The sequence below is a fragment of the Tsukamurella spumae genome (assembly GCF_012396015.1).
In the GTDB taxonomy this organism is placed as follows: Bacteria; Actinomycetota; Actinomycetes; order Mycobacteriales; family Mycobacteriaceae; genus Tsukamurella; species Tsukamurella spumae.
On sequence record NZ_JAAXOQ010000037.1, the window covers coordinates 13736 to 31107 of the forward strand.

General features: G+C 70.6%; 14 protein-coding genes and 1 pseudogene. 2 read left to right on the forward strand and 13 right to left on the reverse strand.

Going from position 1 to position 17372, the window contains the following annotated elements; translation table 11 throughout:
• Nucleotides 1-27: 27 nt before the first annotated feature.
• The gene (gene fadD32, locus HF999_RS19890; RefSeq protein WP_168547549.1) at nucleotides 28-1938 is read right to left on the reverse strand and encodes a long-chain-fatty-acid--AMP ligase FadD32; all 1911 of its coding nucleotides are present in this window, start codon (nucleotides 1936-1938) and stop codon (nucleotides 28-30) included.
• Between the two features lie 214 nt (nucleotides 1939-2152).
• On the reverse strand, nucleotides 2153-3133 hold the full coding sequence (locus HF999_RS19895) for a TIGR03621 family F420-dependent LLM class oxidoreductase (protein ID WP_312854215.1): 981 nt from the start codon (nucleotides 3131-3133) through the stop codon (nucleotides 2153-2155).
• Between the two features lie 139 nt (nucleotides 3134-3272).
• Here HF999_RS19895 and HF999_RS19900 point away from each other — a divergent pair, with 139 nt between their 5' ends.
• Complete coding sequence (locus HF999_RS19900) at nucleotides 3273-4388, forward strand: agmatine deiminase family protein (RefSeq protein ID WP_168547550.1); 1116 nt, start codon at nucleotides 3273-3275, stop codon at nucleotides 4386-4388.
• Nucleotides 4389-4466: 78 nt separating this feature from the next.
• On the opposite strand, the gene HF999_RS19905 is transcribed toward HF999_RS19900, so the two are convergent.
• From HF999_RS19905 to HF999_RS19925, 5 genes are all read right to left on the reverse strand, one after another.
• Nucleotides 4467-5408, reverse strand: coding sequence for a cutinase family protein (locus tag HF999_RS19905; RefSeq protein ID WP_168547551.1), 942 nt, complete (start codon nucleotides 5406-5408; stop codon nucleotides 4467-4469).
• A gap of 19 nt (nucleotides 5409-5427) precedes the next feature.
• Nucleotides 5428-6447, reverse strand: coding sequence for a cutinase family protein (locus HF999_RS19910; protein WP_168547552.1), 1020 nt, complete (start codon nucleotides 6445-6447; stop codon nucleotides 5428-5430).
• Between the two features lie 4 nt (nucleotides 6448-6451).
• Nucleotides 6452-6916 carry a DUF732 domain-containing protein gene (locus tag HF999_RS19915; RefSeq protein ID WP_168547553.1) on the reverse strand — a complete coding sequence of 155 codons (465 nt, stop codon included), beginning with the start codon at nucleotides 6914-6916 and terminating at the stop codon, nucleotides 6452-6454.
• Between the two features lie 79 nt (nucleotides 6917-6995).
• Nucleotides 6996-8624: an alpha/beta hydrolase-fold protein gene (locus HF999_RS19920; RefSeq protein ID WP_168547554.1), complete on the reverse strand. Its 1629-nt coding sequence runs from the start codon at nucleotides 8622-8624 to the stop codon at nucleotides 6996-6998.
• 60 nt (nucleotides 8625-8684) lie between these two features.
• Nucleotides 8685-9080, reverse strand: a complete 396-nt coding sequence (locus tag HF999_RS19925) for a hypothetical protein (protein WP_168547555.1) — start codon at nucleotides 9078-9080, stop codon at nucleotides 8685-8687.
• Nucleotides 9081-9187: 107 nt separating this feature from the next.
• Between HF999_RS19925 and HF999_RS19930 the strand changes: the two genes are divergently transcribed.
• Nucleotides 9188-10048: an alpha/beta fold hydrolase gene (locus HF999_RS19930; RefSeq protein WP_168547556.1), complete on the forward strand. Its 861-nt coding sequence runs from the start codon at nucleotides 9188-9190 to the stop codon at nucleotides 10046-10048.
• 10 nt (nucleotides 10049-10058) lie between these two features.
• On the opposite strand, the gene HF999_RS19935 is transcribed toward HF999_RS19930, so the two are convergent.
• From HF999_RS19935 to HF999_RS19960, 6 genes and pseudogenes are all read right to left on the reverse strand, one after another.
• A complete protein-coding gene (locus HF999_RS19935; protein ID WP_210733992.1) occupies nucleotides 10059-12071 on the reverse strand; it encodes an arabinofuranosyltransferase AftB family protein in 2013 nt (670 codons plus the stop codon).
• Entirely contained in the window at nucleotides 12049-12969 is a 921-nt protein-coding gene (locus tag HF999_RS19940) for a decaprenyl-phosphate phosphoribosyltransferase (RefSeq protein WP_168547557.1), read from the reverse strand. Before HF999_RS19940 ends, HF999_RS19935 begins: the two co-directional genes overlap by 23 nt.
• Nucleotides 12969-13532: a phosphatase PAP2 family protein gene (locus HF999_RS19945; protein WP_168547563.1), complete on the reverse strand. Its 564-nt coding sequence runs from the start codon at nucleotides 13530-13532 to the stop codon at nucleotides 12969-12971. Before HF999_RS19945 ends, HF999_RS19940 begins: the two co-directional genes overlap by 1 nt.
• Before the next feature lie 35 nt (nucleotides 13533-13567).
• Complete coding sequence (locus tag HF999_RS19950; protein ID WP_168547558.1) at nucleotides 13568-15493, reverse strand: glycosyltransferase; 1926 nt, start codon at nucleotides 15491-15493, stop codon at nucleotides 13568-13570.
• Nucleotides 15490-16695: a UDP-galactopyranose mutase gene (gene glf, locus HF999_RS19955; protein WP_168547559.1), complete on the reverse strand. Its 1206-nt coding sequence runs from the start codon at nucleotides 16693-16695 to the stop codon at nucleotides 15490-15492. Before glf ends, HF999_RS19950 begins: the two co-directional genes overlap by 4 nt.
• Nucleotides 16696-16802: 107 nt before the next feature.
• Nucleotides 16803-17372: pseudogene (locus tag HF999_RS19960) on the reverse strand (hypothetical protein); the annotation flags it as partial.

Below are 17372 nucleotides of genomic sequence, written 5' to 3' on the forward strand. Positions count from 1 at the left end.
TGAAGTTGTGAAGAGCGCCGGTGGGCGCTACTGGACGTCGTTCGCCTCGGCGTCGGGGAAGGCGGTCTGCGTGTAGCCACCGCGCAAGGTGCCGTCGATGTAGGCGGCGCGGCCGGCGCGCCGGGCGATCTTGCCGGAGCTGGTGCGGGGCAGCGAGCCGCCGGGCACGAGCAGGACGTCGCGGGCGAGGACGCCGTGGGCCGCGCCCACGGCCGAGCGGATGCCGTCGGCGAGGGCCTGCTGGTCCTGCTTGGCGCCGCCCGCACCGAGCTCGGCGACGATCACGAGCTGCTCCGACTGGTCGTTCGGGTCGTAGGTGATCCCCGAGTGCGCGCTGTCGAAGACGGCCTGCGGCAGCTCGTTCGCCGGCACCGAGAACGCCGCGACATAGCCGGTGCGGATGTACTTGGTGTCCGACTCCTGCGCCGTGAACTCGATGTCCTGCGGGTAGTGGTTGCGGCCGTCGACGATGACCAGGTCCTTCACGCGGCCGGTGATGTAGAGCTCACCGCCGTGGTAGACGCCGAAGTCGCCCGTGCGCATCCACTTCGCCTTCTCGAGGTTCTTCACGCCCTCGGAGTGGCTGCCCTCGGAGAGCGGGGTCACGTAGTTCTGGAAGGTCTCGCGCGACTCCTCGTCGCGCTGCCAGTAGCCCGAGCCGATGTTCATGCCGTGCAGCCAGATCTCGCCCACGGAATCGTCGGGTACTTCCTTGCCCGTCTCGGGGTCGACGATGCACGCCCACTGGCTCAGCGCCACGTCGCCGCAGGAGACCTGCGGGACCGCGCCCTCGGCACCCTCCTCGGAGACGACGAAGGTGCCGGCGGCCAACTGATCGCGGTCGACGTAGACCACGCGCGCCTCGTTCTCGACGGGGGTCGAGCTGACGAACAGCGTGGCCTCGGCCATGCCGAAGCAGGGCTTGATCGCCTTCGGCGAGAGGCCGTACGGGGCGAACGCGTCGTTGAACTTCTTCATCGACGAGACGGTGACCGGCTCGGAGCCGTTGATGAGGCCCTTGACGTTCGACAGGTCGAGCGTCTCGCCCTCCTTGGGCAGGCCGCGGGCCGCGGCGTGCTCGTAGGCGAAGTTCGGGGCGGCCGCGAAGGTCTCGGCACCGTCCTCGACGGCGGCGAGCTCGTTGATCCAGCGGCCGGGGCGGCGCACGAACGCCGACGGGCTCATGATCGTGATGAACTTGCCGCCGAGGGCGGGCAGGATCACCGTGAGCAGGCCCATGTCGTGGAACATCGGCAGCCAGGTGACGCCGCGCGAGTTCTCGTTGAGGTCGAGCGCGTGGATCATCTGGATCACGTTCGTGCCGACGGCCTCGTAGGTGATCTGCACGCCGGCCGGGTTCCGCGTGGAACCCGAGGTGTACTGCAGGTACGCGATGGTGTCGCGGTAGATCGGGAAGGGCTTGAGCGTGGAGCCGACCGAGTCCGGGATGGCGTCCACGGCGATGATCCGCGGCCGCTCCTTCGCCGGGAGATGGCGGAAGAAGTTGCGACACGCCTCGGCAGAGCCCGAGCTGGTCAGGATCGCCGTCGGCTTGCAGTCCTCGAGGACGATGCGCAGGCGATCCGTGTGGCCCGGCTCGTCGGGGCTGAACAGCGGGACGGCGATGTTGCCCGCGTAGAGGGCACCGAAGAAGGCGGTCACGTAGTCCAGGCCCTGCGGGGCCAGGATCGCCACCCGGTCCTCGCGCTTGGTGATGTGCTGCAGGCGGGCGCCGATGGCGCGCAGGCGGGCGCCGAACTGCGACCAGGTCAGCTCATGGACCACGCCGTCGCGCTCGCGGCTGTAGTCGATGAAGCGGTACGCGAGGGTGTCGGCACGTTCCCGCGCGTTCCTCTCGACGAAGTCGACCAGTGTGGTTCCGGGGCGGAAGAAGATGTTGCCGTCTTCGTCCAGAAACTGGTCAAATTCGTTGTTCATGCATCGCTCCTCGTAACCGGTGCCGGGCAGCGCCGGTCATACAGTGGTACATCGCGTGGCGGCGCCGACCCGTTGCGGGCCTGTGCGCCACCTCATAGTGCTGGATATCCGTAACGTGTTTCACCCGTTTGGACGGGCGACACGCGAGGAAAATCCGCAAACCCGGCTATCGTACCGCGCGGTAACGGTGGGTGCGAAAACCGTGAGGTCGGGGTCACTCGCCCTTCAGCTGCTCCAGCACGGGCGCGAAGGCCTCCATCTGGGTGGGGACGACGCCGACGTACGACATGCCCGTGGCCTCGCGCGTCGCGCGGACCTGGTCGGCGATCTCGTCGAAGGTGCCGATCGCGAGGTAGGGCGAGCCCAACACGTCGTCGATCGTCACCTCCTTGTCGACCTCGATGTTCGCCGAGAGCCCGCGCTCGATGGCCTTGAGCGCGAAGTCCGCGACCTGCTCCCGGTCGTCGGTGACCACGATGGTGGCGATCGACCAGGACAGCTCGAGGTCCGCGAAGCGGTCCCCGGCGGCGGCCTTGACGATCTCCACCTTGTTCTTCACCGCGTCCATCGACATGTCCGAGATCCGCAGCTTGCCCTCGGCCGAGCTGCGCGGGTTGATCGACACGACGTCCGCGCGGCGCGCGGCCAGCTCCAGCGTGCGGCGCGCCCCGGCGCCGATCGCGATCGGCGGGCGCGGGCCCTGCCGCGGCCGCGGGTAGCCCTTGAGCTCCTTGACCCGGAAGACCTCGCCCTCGAACTCCGCCTCCTGCCCGCGGAGCAGGGTGTCGAGCACCGTCAGGCCCTCGTCCAGCCGCTGCAGCCGGCGGGCGGGCGACTCGAACTCGATGCCCGACTGATCGAAGTCGTCCTTGAACGCGCCCAGACCGAGTCCGATCTCGAGGCGGCCCTTGGACAGCACGTCGATGGTGGTGAGCTCCTTGGCCAGGACCGCCGGGTGCCGGAAGGGCATCGCGAGCATCGAGGTGGCGAGCCGGATCGTGGAGGTGCTCACGGCGAGCGCGCCGAGCGCGGCCAGCGGGCCCACCTGCGCGTCCAGCCGGTCGGGGATCGCGAAGGTGTCGAACCCCAGCTCCTCGGCCTCCTGCGCGAGCTTGACGAACTTGCGCACGCCGCCCTCGTCGGCGTTGCCGGCGCCGCCCGCCGCGAACCGGAACTTGCGGGGCTCAGTGCTCACGTGTGGGTACTCCTGGTCGACGGTGATGCGGTCTGAAACGGTTGCGCACAGCCTAACGGTTGCCCGACGGTGCCTCGGCCGCCCGGCGACAATGAGCTGCGGGGCCGGACACGCCGGCACTGTCGGACGAGGAGGCGCGATGCGACGGCGGAACTTCCTGTTGGTGGCGATGGTGGCGGTACTGGCGGCGTGCGGCGCACCGTCGGGCAGGCCGGCCGAGAGGTCCCCCGTGGACCGGGGCGGGCGGCGGTGGCGGATGCCGGACGAGGGCGATCGGCACGAGCGGACGTGGATGGCGCTCGCCGCTCGGGAGGACGTGTGGGGCAAGCAGCTGCTGCCCGACGTGCAGCGCGCACTCATGCTGGTCGCCGCCACGATCGGCCGGTTCGAGCCGGTGTCGATGCTCGTGCGGGCCGACCAGCTGGACCGGGCGCGCACGCTGCTGGGTACCGCGCCGGGCGTCACCCTGGTGCCGGCCGAGCTCGACGACCTGTGGATCCGCGACACCGGCCCGACCTTCGTCACCGGCGACAAGGGGCTCGCGGGCGTCGACTTCAACTTCAACGGCTGGGGCGACAAGCAGACCCACGACGCCGACGCGAAGGTCGCCGGCTTCGTCACCGCGCGGGCGGGGGCGGAGGTGGTGCGGACCGACCTGGTGCTCGAGGGCGGCGCGCTGGAGGTGGACGGCGAGGGAACGGCGATCATCACCGAGAGCTGCGTCCTCAACGACAACCGGAACCCCGGCTGGTCCAAGCAGCAGGTCGAGGCGGAACTGGGCGAGCTGCTGGGGATCGACAAGGTCATCTGGCTGCCAGGCATCAGGGGCAAGGACATCACGGACGGCCACACCGACTTCTACGCGCGGTTCGCCGCGCCCGGCGTCGTGGTGGCCGCGCAGGACGACGACCCCGACTCCTTCGACCACGAGGTCACGAAGCGACACCTGGAGATCCTGCGCGGCGCCACCGATGCCCGCGGCCGGAAGCTGCAGGTGGAGGTGCTGCGCGCGCCGTCGACGGTGCGTGCGGCGTACGCGCACGACGACGACTTCGCCGCCGGGTACATCAACTTCTACCTGTGCAACGGCGCCGTGATCTGCCCGCAGTTCGGCGACGCGGAGACCGACGACGCCGCGCGGGCGACGCTCGCGCGGCTCTTCCCCGGCCGCGCGGTGGTGCAGCTCGACATCGATCCCATCGCGAGCGGCGGCGGCGGGATCCATTGCGCCACCCAGCAGCAGCCCGCTCGCTGAAAATCCTGTGCACCGTTGATCAACTCTGAGTTGATCAACGGTGCACAGGTCCGGAGCCGAACGTGCGCGGCGCGCCGGCTACCTCGTCTTCGGGGCCTTGTCGATGACGCCGATGGCCCAGCCGGTCATCCACTGGGTGGCCGTCTTCCCGTCGAGCGACCAGTTGGCGGTGGTGCCGTAGGCGGCGTGCGAGTTCTGGGTGATCGTCGAGATCACCTGCGGCAGGCCCGTGGCGAGACCGAGCAGTCCGCCCTTGGGCTGGTTGCAGATCGGGTCGTTGGAGCCGCAGATGGTGACGACGCGGTCGTTCGCCGAGCCGAAACCACCGTCACGCTTGCCCTGCAGGTCGACGCCCGAGAAGTTGAAGCCGGAGAACGTGACCTCGACCCCCTCGCCCTCGGGGTCGACGCCGATCGCACGCCCCTGCCCCTGCACGCGGCGGCTGTCCGAGATCAGGCCGACGCCGAGCAGTCGCTGCGCGACGATCGGTCCCTTGCCCGCGCCGATCTGCGCGGCGATGTTGCCCGCGATCGTGGCGCCCTGCGAGAAGCCGACCAGCACGAAACCCGTGCGCGGGCACTTCGCCGTCACCGCCTTCATCTTCGCGATCGCGCGGTCGGTGCCCTGCTGGCGCGAGGCCTGGTAGGTCATCTGGCCGTCCGGCGGGACCGCGATCGGGTTGTGGAACTGCGCCGCGTAGTTCACGGTCCAGATGTCGGCGCGGGCGGCGTCGTACCGCTTGTCGAGCGGGTTCGTCACCTGCAGCATGAGCGAGCGCGGGTTGAAGGTGGGGCGCTCCGGATCGTCGGTCGCCGAGGATTCCCACGTGCCGGGGAAGGACAGCAGCTGCACGTCCGGGCACCCCGCCGCCTGCGGGCCGGTGGGCTCGCCGGGCGGGGTGGGCTCCGTCCTGTTCCACATCGACCACAGGAGGGTGCCCACCACGATGAGCGCGATGATCGCGGCGATGATCACCGCGACGCCGAACACGTTCAGGGCGCGCCTGCTCTTGCCTGCCATTCCTATGTGGATACCAGGGTCAGCTGTGGGGAGGCTTAGGCGCCTTGTCGATCACGCCGCGCGCCCAGCCCTGCATCCACTGCGTCGCGGTCTGGCCGCCCAGGTTCCAGTCGGCGGTCGTCGCGTACAGCGCGTGCGAGTTGCCGGTGAGCACCTTCTGCAACTCGGGCAGCGTCTTGGTCATCTCGCCCACCTGGAAGATGTCCTTGGGCTGGTTGCAGATCGGGTCCTTGGTGCCGCACAGCGAGACGGTGCGGTCCTTGACGGCTCCGAAGCCCCCCTCGCGCTCACCGCGCAGCGACAGGCTGCCGAAGCTGAAGCCGCCGTACGCGACCTCGACGCCGACGCCGGGCGGGTTCGGGCCGACGGTGCGCGCGTCCCCCGGCTCGCGCCGCGGGTCGGAGATCAGGCCCACGCCGAGCACGTTCTCGGCGGGGATGAGCTTGCCGGCGCCGATCTCGGCGGCGATGTCGCCCGCGATCACGGCGCCCTGCGAGAAGCCCATCAGCACGAAGCCGGTGAGCTTGCACCGCTCGTAGACCTTCTTGATCTGCGCGACCGACTTGTCGTAGCCCTCGGTGCGGGACTTCTCGTAGGACGCCTGCCCGTCCGGCGGGATCGCGACGGGGTTCGACAGCTGCGCCACGTACGGCGTGGTCCAGATGTCGGCGCGGGAGCCGGGGATCGAGGACGCGAGCGGCCCGGTCACCTTGAGCATCAACGAGTTCGGGTTGAACGTGGGCCGGTACGGATCGTCAGTGCTCTTCGACTCCCACGTGCCGGGCACGGAGATCACCTGCACGTCCGGGCAGTCCGCCGGCTGCGAGCTCGGCCGCGGCGGGAACCCGGACGTGCTCGGCGCCGAGCTCTGCGACTGCGACTGCGGGGGCAGCGAGGGCCCCGGCCGCAGCCACGTGCCGACGAGGATCGCCAGCAGCACCAGCGCGATCACGACGACGACACCCACGACGATGACGAGCGGCGAGAACCTGCGTCGCGAGGGCGTACCGTCGGGCTTTCCGGGCTGCTGGTGGGTCACGCGGCTAGGCCTTGCAGTACGAGGTCTTGGCCTCGGCGATCAGCTTGGTGGCATCGTCGGAGGCGAGCTTGTCGGCCTGCTCGGCGCTGACGCCGCCACCCGTGCGCGAGGTGCCGATCATCGCCTTGACCAGCGTCGGCAGGGTCTTCTCCTGGTACTGCTTGTTCGGGTTCTGCGACAGCGCGGAGCACACGTAGCCCGCGGCACCCAGGATGTCCGAGTCGGAGGCCACGAGGCCCTGCGACTTCATCTTCGCGACGAAGGCCGCGTCCTTCGGATTCGCCGCCGCCGCCGAGGACGACGCGGGCGCGGTCGCCGGGAGCGTCGTCGGGCCCGAGGAGGTACCGCCGCCGTCCGCCGCGGTGGTGGTGGGTGCCTCGACCGTCGAACTGCCGCCGCACGCGACGGCCCCCAGCAGCACGCCGCCCGTCAGCACCGCGGCCACAAGGGCTTCCCGAAGTCCAGCCATGTCTTCTCTCCTTGAAGTACGTCCGCACGCAACGCTGCAAGGCTACCGGCAGCGGCGAACCGCAACCCGCGGACGGGCGTCAGCGCGTGGTGGCGACGCCGTTCACCAGGTCGATCACACCGTGCTCGAAGCGCTGTTCCCACCCGCCGGGGATCGGCGTACCGTCGGCGAGCGGGTAGCCGAGCCGGCCCGCCTCGTAGCCCTGGCGCCCCCACTCCGCGTAGATCGGGCCGCTGACGACCGCGGCCTCCGTCTTCGGCGACCAGTAGATCTGCCCGCCCTGGAAGCGCTGGAAGGCGCCGCCGGCGAGCTTCGCCTCGTCGGAGACGGGCAGGCCGAGCGCCGAGCGCTCGAAGTTCAGAGCGGCGTACTTCTCGCCGATCTTCCCGCGCACCGCCCGCGCGCCGGTCTGCGGCGTCCAGTACACGGTTCCGTGCTGGAACTGCTGGTAGCGGCCGTTCTTGTCGGGCAGGGCCCGCTCGCCCGCGGTCGGGTAGCCGAGCGCGCCGCCGGGGCCGCCCGCACCGAGGTAGGCGCCGCCGATCGCGCCGCCCACCACCTGGGCGCCGGTGTCGGCCGACCAGAACACCTGACCGCCGCGGAAGTCCTGCGCTCGGCCGCCGGGAACGGGGTATTCGACGGTGACGCACGGCCCGAGCGCCGGCGCCTTCGGCGCGGCCTCGGCGATCGCCCCGCCGATGCCGCACGGCTTCGGGTTCGCGATCCCCAGCGCCGATTGCACCTGCGGCCACGCCTGGCCGTTCTCGAACTGCCAGTAGGGCCAGCTGTGGTTCCCCGACGGCCGGTAGAGCGCGTTCGCGGGGATGCCGAGGCGGTTGAGCTCGACCGCGAAGGCCTGGTTCGACGAGCGCGAGAGCACCTCGAGCGCCATCGCCTGCAGGTCGGTGGGCGCGCCGGTGCCCCCCGATCCGTTGCCGGAGCTGAAGTACAGGCTCACACCGCGCAGCTTGTCCGCGAGCTTGAGCGGATCGTGCTGCGCCCATGCGGGATCCGTCGGCGGGCCGTACATCGCGTCGGCGTTGAAGCCGCCGGCGTCGCGCATGGCGAGCGCGATCGACTCCGGGGTGCCGGGCGTGCTGGTGGAGAGGATGCCGGAGTAGGAGCCCGCGAACCGGTAGAGCCCCTTGTTGCGGGCGGCGAGGGTGAACGCGGCGGTCCCGCCCATGGAGACACCGGCCGCGGCGCGGACATCGGTGGCGCGCCAGCTCTGCTGCAGCAGCGGAGGCAGTTCCTTCGCGAGGAAGGTCTCCCACTGGTAGTTCTTGCCGTTGTCGGGGCGCTTCCAGTCGGTGTACCAACTGGACTGGCCGCCCACGGGCAGCACGACCGTCACGTTCTTGTCGCGGTAGAAGTCCGCGACATTGGTCTCGATCAGCCAGCCGTTGCGGTCCTCCCGGGCCCGCATCCCGTCGAGCAGGTAGAGCGTGGGGAAGCGCGCCTTCGGATCCGCGTGCCAGTCGCGGGCGAGGAGCAGCTGGACCGTGATCGTGTCGTTCATCGCCGCGGAGTAGACGCTCAGGTCCACCTGGTGATCGCCCTGCCACTGCGCGCCCACGATCCGGGACCTCGCCGGGGCCGGGTCCGCGTGGGCGGGTGCGGTGTTCAGGGTCGACGGTGCGGCCACGACGGTCCCCGCCGCCACGGCACCGGCGACGAGCAGCGTTCCGAGTCGGCCCATCGATGACATGCGACCAGTGTTACACGCGTGTCATTTCGCGTCCCGGTGCCGCGCGGGGCGTGGCCGGGGTCACCTCGGACAGATGTTCCGTGCCTCACCGCCGTCGTAGCGCAGGGTGCGGTACGCGAGCCGCCCGTTGCACAGGCCGAGATTGCTCGCACTCAGGGTGACGATCCGCGGCCGCTCTCCCCGGCCGACTGCACCCGCCGAGTGGCATTGCGTCCCACGGCCGACGGCGACGGGAGCCCCCCACCCCGTCCACGTGATGCTGTGAACGATTCCCGCGCAGATGCTGCTGTTGTCGACGGTGCGCGGCGCGACCGTGCCGTAGCCGGAGGAGGATGGGTACAGGTTCGCCTGCCCCAGGACGACGTCCCAGGGCGCAGCCGACGACGGCGCGGCCACGGAGAGAGCGCAAGCAGCGGTGGCGACCAGCCCCGCCCGGACGAGTGTTCGGATTCGCATACCCGGGACCGTAGCGCCACGATGTCCGATTCGGACGACGGCGACCCAGGTTCATCCGAACGGAGGACTGCGGCGACCGGCGGTCGCAGCCGTGATAGGACTGTTCGATGACCGAAATGTACCCGTCCGCCGAGCCCCTCACCGTCGACGCCGCGGGCCTGACGATCGCGGGCGACCGGTGGGGCGAGGGCGGCACGACGCTGGTGCTGCTGCACGGCGGCGGGCAGACCCGGCACTCCTGGGACCGCACCGCCGCGGCGCTGGCGGGGCGGGGTCACACGGTCGTCACGCTCGACGCGCGCGGTCACGGCGACACCGCCTGGGCGCCGGACGGCTCCTACGCACTGGGCGACTTCGTCGGCGATCTCCTGGCCGTCCTGGACACCCTCGACGGTCCGCCGCCCGTGCTGATCGGGGCCTCGCTCGGCGGGATCACCAGCCTGTGTGCGGTCGGCGAGAACCCCGATATCGCCTCCGCGCTGGTCCTGGTGGACGTCGTGGTGGACGTGGAGGCCAAGGGCATCGACCGCGTCACCGAATTCCTCTCCGCGCACACCGACGGCTTCGCGGACCTCGACGAGGTCGCCGACGCCGTCGCCGCCTACAACCCCGCCCGCAAGCGCCCCCGCAACCTCGAGGGGCTGAAGAAGAACGTGCGGCAGCACGCCGACGGCCGCTGGTACTGGCACTGGGATCCCGCGTTCATCCGCGGCGACGACCGCGGCGAGGCCCGCATCCAGGACAAGGACCGGCTCGCGGCCGCCGCGGCACGGGTCACCATCCCCACCCTGCTCGTGCGCGGCGGCAAGTCGGACGTCGTCAGCGACGAGGGCGTGCGGAAGATGCTGCAGCGCGTGCCGCACGCCGAGGTCGCCGATGTCAGCGGCGCCGGGCACATGGTGGCCGGCGACGACAACCAGGTCTTCGCCGCCGCGATCGAGGACTTCCTCGACCGCCACGAACTCTGATCGCCCCGGATCAGGGCTTCGGCATCGACTTCTGCTCGTCCGTCAGCGGCGGCGGCACGTCGAGGCGGCACATGCGCAGCGTGTACTCGGGCACCCGGTCGATGCGCAGCTTGTAGTTCGCGTACGACAGCTTGAGGTTGCGCTTGAACAGGTCGAAGGTGAGCGGCGCCGAGTACGAGGACTGCAGCTGCTGGATCTGCGGGCAGGTGAGCGCGACCCGGGATTGATTCACCCAGTCCGGGTCGATGAACCCCGGCAGCGCCGGGCGCTTCGGATAGGCCTTCGCCTCGGCGACGGCCCAGTCCGGGAACATCTCCTTGTCGTGCCCGATCCGGCCGTCCTCGAGCCGCGCGGTGTGCGAGGCCATCGGCCAGGCGAGGCCGATCTGGTCCCACACCCGCACGTCGAGCGGCAGGTTCATCCCGGTCATGCCCAGGTTGGTGAAGAACACCGTCTGCCGCAGTGGAACGTCGTCCGGCCGCGGATAGGGCAGCGGATCGATGAACCACCAGTCGTAGTCGAACGACGGCAGGTACACGCCGCCCCGCGGGGTCTGGCGGAGGATCTCCTGGAGCGCGTGCATGCGCGGGTAGTCCAGGTAGTCGTCGGCGGTGATCGGATGCGCGTGGCCCGTCTGCAGGGAGTAGAACGCGCGCTCGTCGACGATGCCGGTCCGGCCGATCGAGGTCCCGTCGGGCTGGCCGCGCAACGTCGTGGCGTGCAGGGCCCAGCCGATGACGAGAACCCAGAGCACCGCCGCGATCGCGGCGCCGGCGGTGCCGCCGGCGAGCCGCGCGAGGCCGCGGACCTTCGAGTCGCCCGGTTGCCGCGCGGGGATCCGCAGCGGGATCACCATAACGGGCAGCAGCAGCAGGAACAGCGGCGCGAGCAGGACGCGGCCGGACATGAAGTCGCCGCCCTGGCGCAACCAGTACAGGGTCTCGGCGACGCCGCCGAGGAACATCACGGCCACGATCACCGCGGGCCGCTGCAGCTGATCGCGCAGGCCGCGGGCGCCGCCGCGGGGCAGGTGGAACCGGCCGGTCAGGGGGGCACGCGCGCCGCGCGCGGGCAGGAGCAGCAGCGGCATCGCCAGCAGCAGCGCCAGCACGGGCAGCCACAGCGAGTAGGGCTCCACGAGGTTCATCAGGTAGGTGAAGCCCTGACCCCACTTGGATCCCGTGGCGTCCTTCGCGACGGCCGTGTTGGGCACCGGCAGGCCGTAGTAGCCCATCCGGAAGATCTGGTACGCGACCGGCAGGAACCCGCCGGCCACCGTGATGCCCAGCCGCAGCCGCCAGCCGATCGGCGCCGCGAACATCACGAGCAGCACCAGGCCGCCGACGAGCGCCATCTCCGGACGCACCAGCCAGGACAGGCCCGCGACGAAGGCCGTGGAGAGCGTCAGGGCCCAGTACCGGATCGTCTCGCCCCGCTCGACCGGGTCGCGGTCGGCCTGCGACCACGCGACGGCGAGCCACCAGAGCAGCGCGACCCAGAAGATGGTCAGCGACACCTCGAGGCCGGAGGTCGCGAAGTCGCGCGCCGGCGGCAGCGCCATGTAGACCAGCCCGCCCGCGGGCAGGAGCAGCAGCCCCGAGCCGCGCAGCCGGGACCAGCCCGCGCCGCCCTTGTACAGGCGGGCCGTGCCGAGCATCGCCAGCGGGATCGCGGTGACGGAGAGCACCAGCGCGACGGTGAGCACCACGTACTCGGTCTGCACGCCGCTGATCCAGGAGAAGAACCAGATGATGTAGGTCCACGCCGCGGAGGTGTTCACCTCGACGCGTTCGCCCACGTTGAAGACGGGTCCGTTGCCGGCCAGCAGGTTCCGGACCGTCCGCAGGACGATCAGCCCGTCGTCGGCGATCCAGCGGCGCTCCCACGCGCCGTACGCGAACGCCACCGCACAGACCGCGACCCCGAGCCAGAGGCTGACCCGGGGTGCGGAGATCCTCGACGGGGCCCCGGCGTCGGTCGAGCTCGACGGGGCCGTGTCGTCAGGCGAAGTAGACCGCGGCAACGACGGTTCCAATCCACGCGATCGCGAGCACCTGCAGCACGCGGTCACCGAGGGCGATCTCCTCGGGCTCACCGGCCTCGCCACCGTCGACGTCGACGGCGTACCGGAGGATGGCGATGGTGAAGGGCACCATCGACAGGCCGTACCAGATGTTATTCGGGTGCGCGGTCTTGTCGAAGGCCCACAGTCCGTAGCAGAGGACGACGGCGGTCGCGGCGAGCGTCCAGACGAAGCGCAGGTAGGTGGTGGTGTAGTACTCCAGCGACTTGCGGATCTTCGCGCCCGTGCGCTCCGCGAGCTGCAGCTCGGCGTAGCGCTTGCCGGCCGCCATGAACAGCGATCCGAACGCCATCACCAGCAGGAACCACTGCGACAGGCCCTTGGGCAGCTCGGCGGCCACCCCGCCGGCGACGGCGCGGAGCAGGAAGCCGGAGCTGACGATGCAGATGTCGAGCACGGCCTGGTGCTTGAGGCCGAAGCAGTACCCGAGCTGGATCACGATGTACACCGCGATGACCACGGCGAGGTGCCAGTTCGCGAGGAACGAGACCGCGATGGCACCGGCGCCGAACAGGAACGACAGCACGTAGGCCAGGTTCACCGGCACCACGCCGGCCGCGATGGGCCGGAAGCGCTTGGTGGGGTGCTGGCGGTCGGCCTCGACGTCGAGGGCGTCGTTGATCAGGTAGATCGACGACGCGGCCAGGCAGAACGCGATGAACGCGATGCCGACATTGCCGAACTTGACGAACTCCAGCTGGTCCCGCCCGGCGGCCAGCGGGGCCACCACGACCAGGACGTTCTTGACCCACTGCCGGGGCCGGATCGCCTTGACCAGTCCGGCGGCGAGGTTCGACGGTGCCTTCGGCTCGCCGTGCTCGATCGGCTCCTCGCTCATCAGTCGTCCGACCCCTTCGTCTGGTTCTTCCGGTCCTTCGCGGAGCAGCGCGCCGCTCGGTCAGCCCACAGTCTCTCACCCTCGATCGCGGCGAGCGCGGTCACGGCACCGATCGCCGCACCCGCGGCGACATCGCTCGGGTAGTGCACGCCGAGCACCATGCGCGAGGCGAGCATCGGCGGCACGACCGCCGCGGGGGCGAGGACGGCTCCGCCGGGCACCCCGGACGCGCGGCCCAGCAGGATCGCGCCGGCCGTCGAGGACGTGGCGTGCGAGGACGGGAAGCTCAGCTTGCTCGGGGTTCCCACGCCGACGGTGATGTACGGATGGTCGGGGCGCCTCCGCCGCACGATCCGCTTGATCACCACGGACGCGGCGTGCGCGACGAACGCGCCGACGCCGGCGGTGACGTACTGCCGTCGGCGCTTCGGCTGGAGCACCGCGCCGATCGCGGCCAGGCCGAGCCAGCCGAGGGAGTGCTCACCGAAGTGGCTCAGGCCGCGGGCCGCGGGGAGCACCCCGGGGCGGCCGGCCAGCTGCGCCTGCACGCCGACGAGGATCATCTCCTCCGGCTTGAGCGCCTGCTCCGGATTCTGGCTCACTTGCTCTCCTCGGTGTCGGTGCCGCTCGGGGTGCCGCTCGGCTCGAAGATCTCCGACCAGGCCGCGACGCTGGTCAGCTCGGGGTACGCGGCGCGGTAGCGCTGCTTCATCTCGTCGAAGCGCCGGTCCACCTCGCGGTGCACGGCCAGGCTCTCGCGCATGAGCGCGAACATCTTGTCCCGGTCGCGCTGCCGGTAGACCACGCCGCGGCCGTCGGCGGTGGTGACGGTCACCCCGTCGACCCTGCCCAGGCTGAACCAGCGCGCCTCGAGCGGCGGGTAGTTGGCCTGCGGGACCTCGTGGTTGCGCGGGTCGGCGGGACGGAGGTTGTTGCGGATGGCCTTGGCCAGCGTCGCGGCCTTGGTGACGGGATTGAGCGGGATCCGGGTGCCGAGCGCGGTCGCCGAGCCGGACGTGCGGGGCAGCTCGGTGGCGCTGGGCAGCACCACGGCGTCCGGGTACTCCTTGCGCATCGCGGCGATCTTCGGCAGCGCGGTGGGCAGCAGCTCATGGAGCGCCTCGGGGCCGCGCAGGAAGTCGCGCATCGCCTCGATCTGGATCGCGACGGTCGAGTACTCCAGGCACAGCAGGTGCTTCATCAGCGCCTTGATCGAGCTGGTCATGATGCCGCGGGTGCTGCCCTCGTGGTGGATCGCGGCGACGACCAGCCGGTTGCGCAGGTGGAAGTACGCCTGCCAGTCGATGGCATCGTCCTTGTCGGACCAGGCCATGTGCCAGATCGCGATGCCGGGCACCGTCGCCGTGGGGTAGCCGGCCCGGGCGGCGCGCAGGCCGTAGTCCCAATCGTCCCACTTGATGAACAGCGGCATCGGCAGGCCGATCTCCTCCGCGACGACGCGCGGGATCAGACACATCCACCAGCCGTTGCCGTCGACGTCGATGCGCCGATGCAGGTTCTTGCTGTTCTCCTTGTCCGTCAGCGGGTACTCGGAGAAGTCGTGGTCGTACTCGACGAAGGGCGCCGCGGTCCACATGAAGGCGTTCCGGTCGATGACCTCGCCCATGCAGTGCAGGTGGCTGCGGTCCTGCAGGTTGAGCATCTGCCCACCGACCAGCATGGGGGACTTCGCGAACCGCGCGAACGCCAGGGCGCGCAGGATCGAGTCGGGCTCGATCGCGATGTCGTCGTCCATGTACAGCACGTACGGGCTGTCGGTCAGGCGCAGCGCCTCGTACATGATGCGGCCGTAGCCACCGGAGCCGCCGAGGTTCCCCTGCTCGAACCGCCGGTAGCGCTCGCCCAGCGGCGCGATCGCGGCCTCGTAGTCCGGGTGGTCGATGACCTTCCGGTTGCCCTGGTCGGGCATGAGGACCGCGTCGATCACCTCGTCGACCAGCGGATCGCTCGTCAGGGCGGCGATCGCGGCGACGGCATCGTCGGGCCGGTTGAAGGTGGGGATGCCGACGGTGACGCGCTTGGCCGGCAGGCCCTCCTCACCGACGCTCGCGTACCAGCCGGCGGAGATGATCTCGGTGTCGGTGTCGGCGGTCACGTCGAACCAGATCCAGCCGCCGTCCTCGAACGGGCCGAGGTCGGTCGCGAACTCGGCGACGCCGTAGCCGGTGGCGTCGGTCTCGACCAGGCCGCCGCCCAGGGCGATCCGCGCACCGTCGACCTTGGAGCGGTAGAGGTCGACGCGGGCCGTGCCCTTGAGCTCGATCCGCAGGACCACGTCGGTGAGCACGGTCCAGCGGCGCCAGTAGGACGCGGGGAAGGCGTTGAAGTAGGTGGCGAAGCTGACCTCGGACTCGCCGGCGATGTTCAGGGCCGTGCGGGTCGGGGCGTGCGAGCGGCGCGAGTTGGTCTCGGCCTCCTCGATGTACAGCGACCGCACGTCGAGGGGCTCGCCCGGACGCGGCAGGATCACGCGCTGCAGAAGGGTTTTCGCCTGATTCGTCACTGTGCGGTCTCCTCGGTGAGCGCGGCACCGGTTTCGAGATGCGGACGCAGGGTGTTGTCGAACATCGACAGCGCGCTGGCGATGGCCATGTGCATGTCGAGGTACTGGTAGGTGCCGAGGCGGCCGCCGAAGAGCACCTTGCGGTCCGCGGCCTCGGTCTTGGCCAGCGCCCGGTAGGCCGCGAGCATCTCGCGGTCCGACGGGGTGTTGATCGGGTAGTAGGGCTCGTCGTCGTCGTTGGCGAACCGGCCGAACTCACGCATGATCACGGTCTTGTCCGTGGGGTAGTCCCGCTCGGGATGGAAGTGCCGGAACTCGTGGATGCGGGTGTACTGCACGTCCGCGTCGTTGTAGTTCATCACCGGGGTGCCCTGGAAGTCGCCGGTGGGCAGGACCTCGGTCTCGAAATCCAGCGTGCGCCAGCCGAGGCGGCCGGCGGAGTAGTCGAAGTAGCGGTCGAGCGGGCCGGTGTAGACGATCGGGGCGTCCGGCGAGGCCGCGGTGATCTCGTCGCGGACCTCGAACCAGTCCGTGTCCAGGCGCACGTCGATCAGCTCCGAGGCGGCCATGTTCTCGAGCCAGGCCGTGTACCCGTCGACGGGCAGGCCCTCGTGGGTGTCGTTGAAGTAGCGGTTGTCGAAGTTGTAGCGCACGGGCAGGCGGGTGATGTTGCCCGCGGGCAGGTTCTTCGGGTCGGTCTCCCACTGCTTGGCCGTGTAGTGCTTGATGAAGGCCTCGTAGAGGGGGCGGCCGATCAGCGAGATCGCCTTCTCCTCGAAGTTCCGCGCGTCCTTGGAGTCGAACTCCGCGGCCTGCTCCTGGATCAGCGCCTTCGCCTCGTCGGGCGTGAAGTAGCGGCCGAAGAACTGGCTCACCAGGCCCAGCCCCAGCGGGAACTGGTAGGCCTGGCCCTTGTGCATCGCGAACACGCGGTGCTGGTAGCCGGTGAAATCGGTGAACCGGTTGACGTACTCCCACACCCGCTCGTTCGACGTGTGGAACAGGTGGGCGCCGTACTTGTGGATCTCGATGCCGGTCTCGGGCTCCGCCTCGGAGTAGGCGTTGCCGCCGAGATGGTGCCGGCGCTCGACGACGAGGACCCGCTTGCCCAGCTCAGCGGCCGTGCGCTCGGCGATGGTCAGACCGAAGAAGCCGGAACCGACGACGATGAGGTCATAGGACTGGGGAGAGGAGGTTGCCACGGACGTTCAGGGTACCGTCCGGACGGCGTCCGTGACGCCATCCGGCCCGGCGCTGTGACCGAGGACCGCCGGCGCCGGTTCCCCGGGGCCGGCCGCCACGGCCCTGATCACTGCGGCGCGCCCGGCACCGTCGGCACGGCCAGCGGGGTCGAGCCCGCGGCCGGAGCCGCAGCTGCGGGGGCCGCCGGAGTGGTCGGCGCAGCCGCCGCGGGTGCGGACGGGACCGCCGGGGTCGCCGCCGCGCTCGACGGTGCGCCGGGCGTGACCGGCACGGCCGGCACGCCGGACGCGGGCGCGGCACCGTCGGACGTCGGATTGACGCCCAGCAGGTCGCCCCAGCCGGGGATCAGGTTGAGCAGCGGCAGCGGCGGCAGGCTCGGTGCGCCGCCCGACGCGAACGCCGTGACCCAGTTGAGCAGTGTCGCGGGGGCCGCGACGCCCGAGGGCACCACCTGCGCGCCGTTCGCCTGCGTGTAGTAGATCGTGCCGTTCTGATACGACTGGAACATCGAGCCGTCGGGGAAGGTGATCGGGTTCGACACCGCCTTGCCCAGCGTGCCGGCCGCACCGCCCGCGCCGGCGTAGGCGGCCTCGACGGCGGCCTTGCCGGTGACGGCCTGCGCCACGGGCGCGACCGCGGCGGCGGCCGGCGGCGCGGGGATGCCCGGGATCACGGG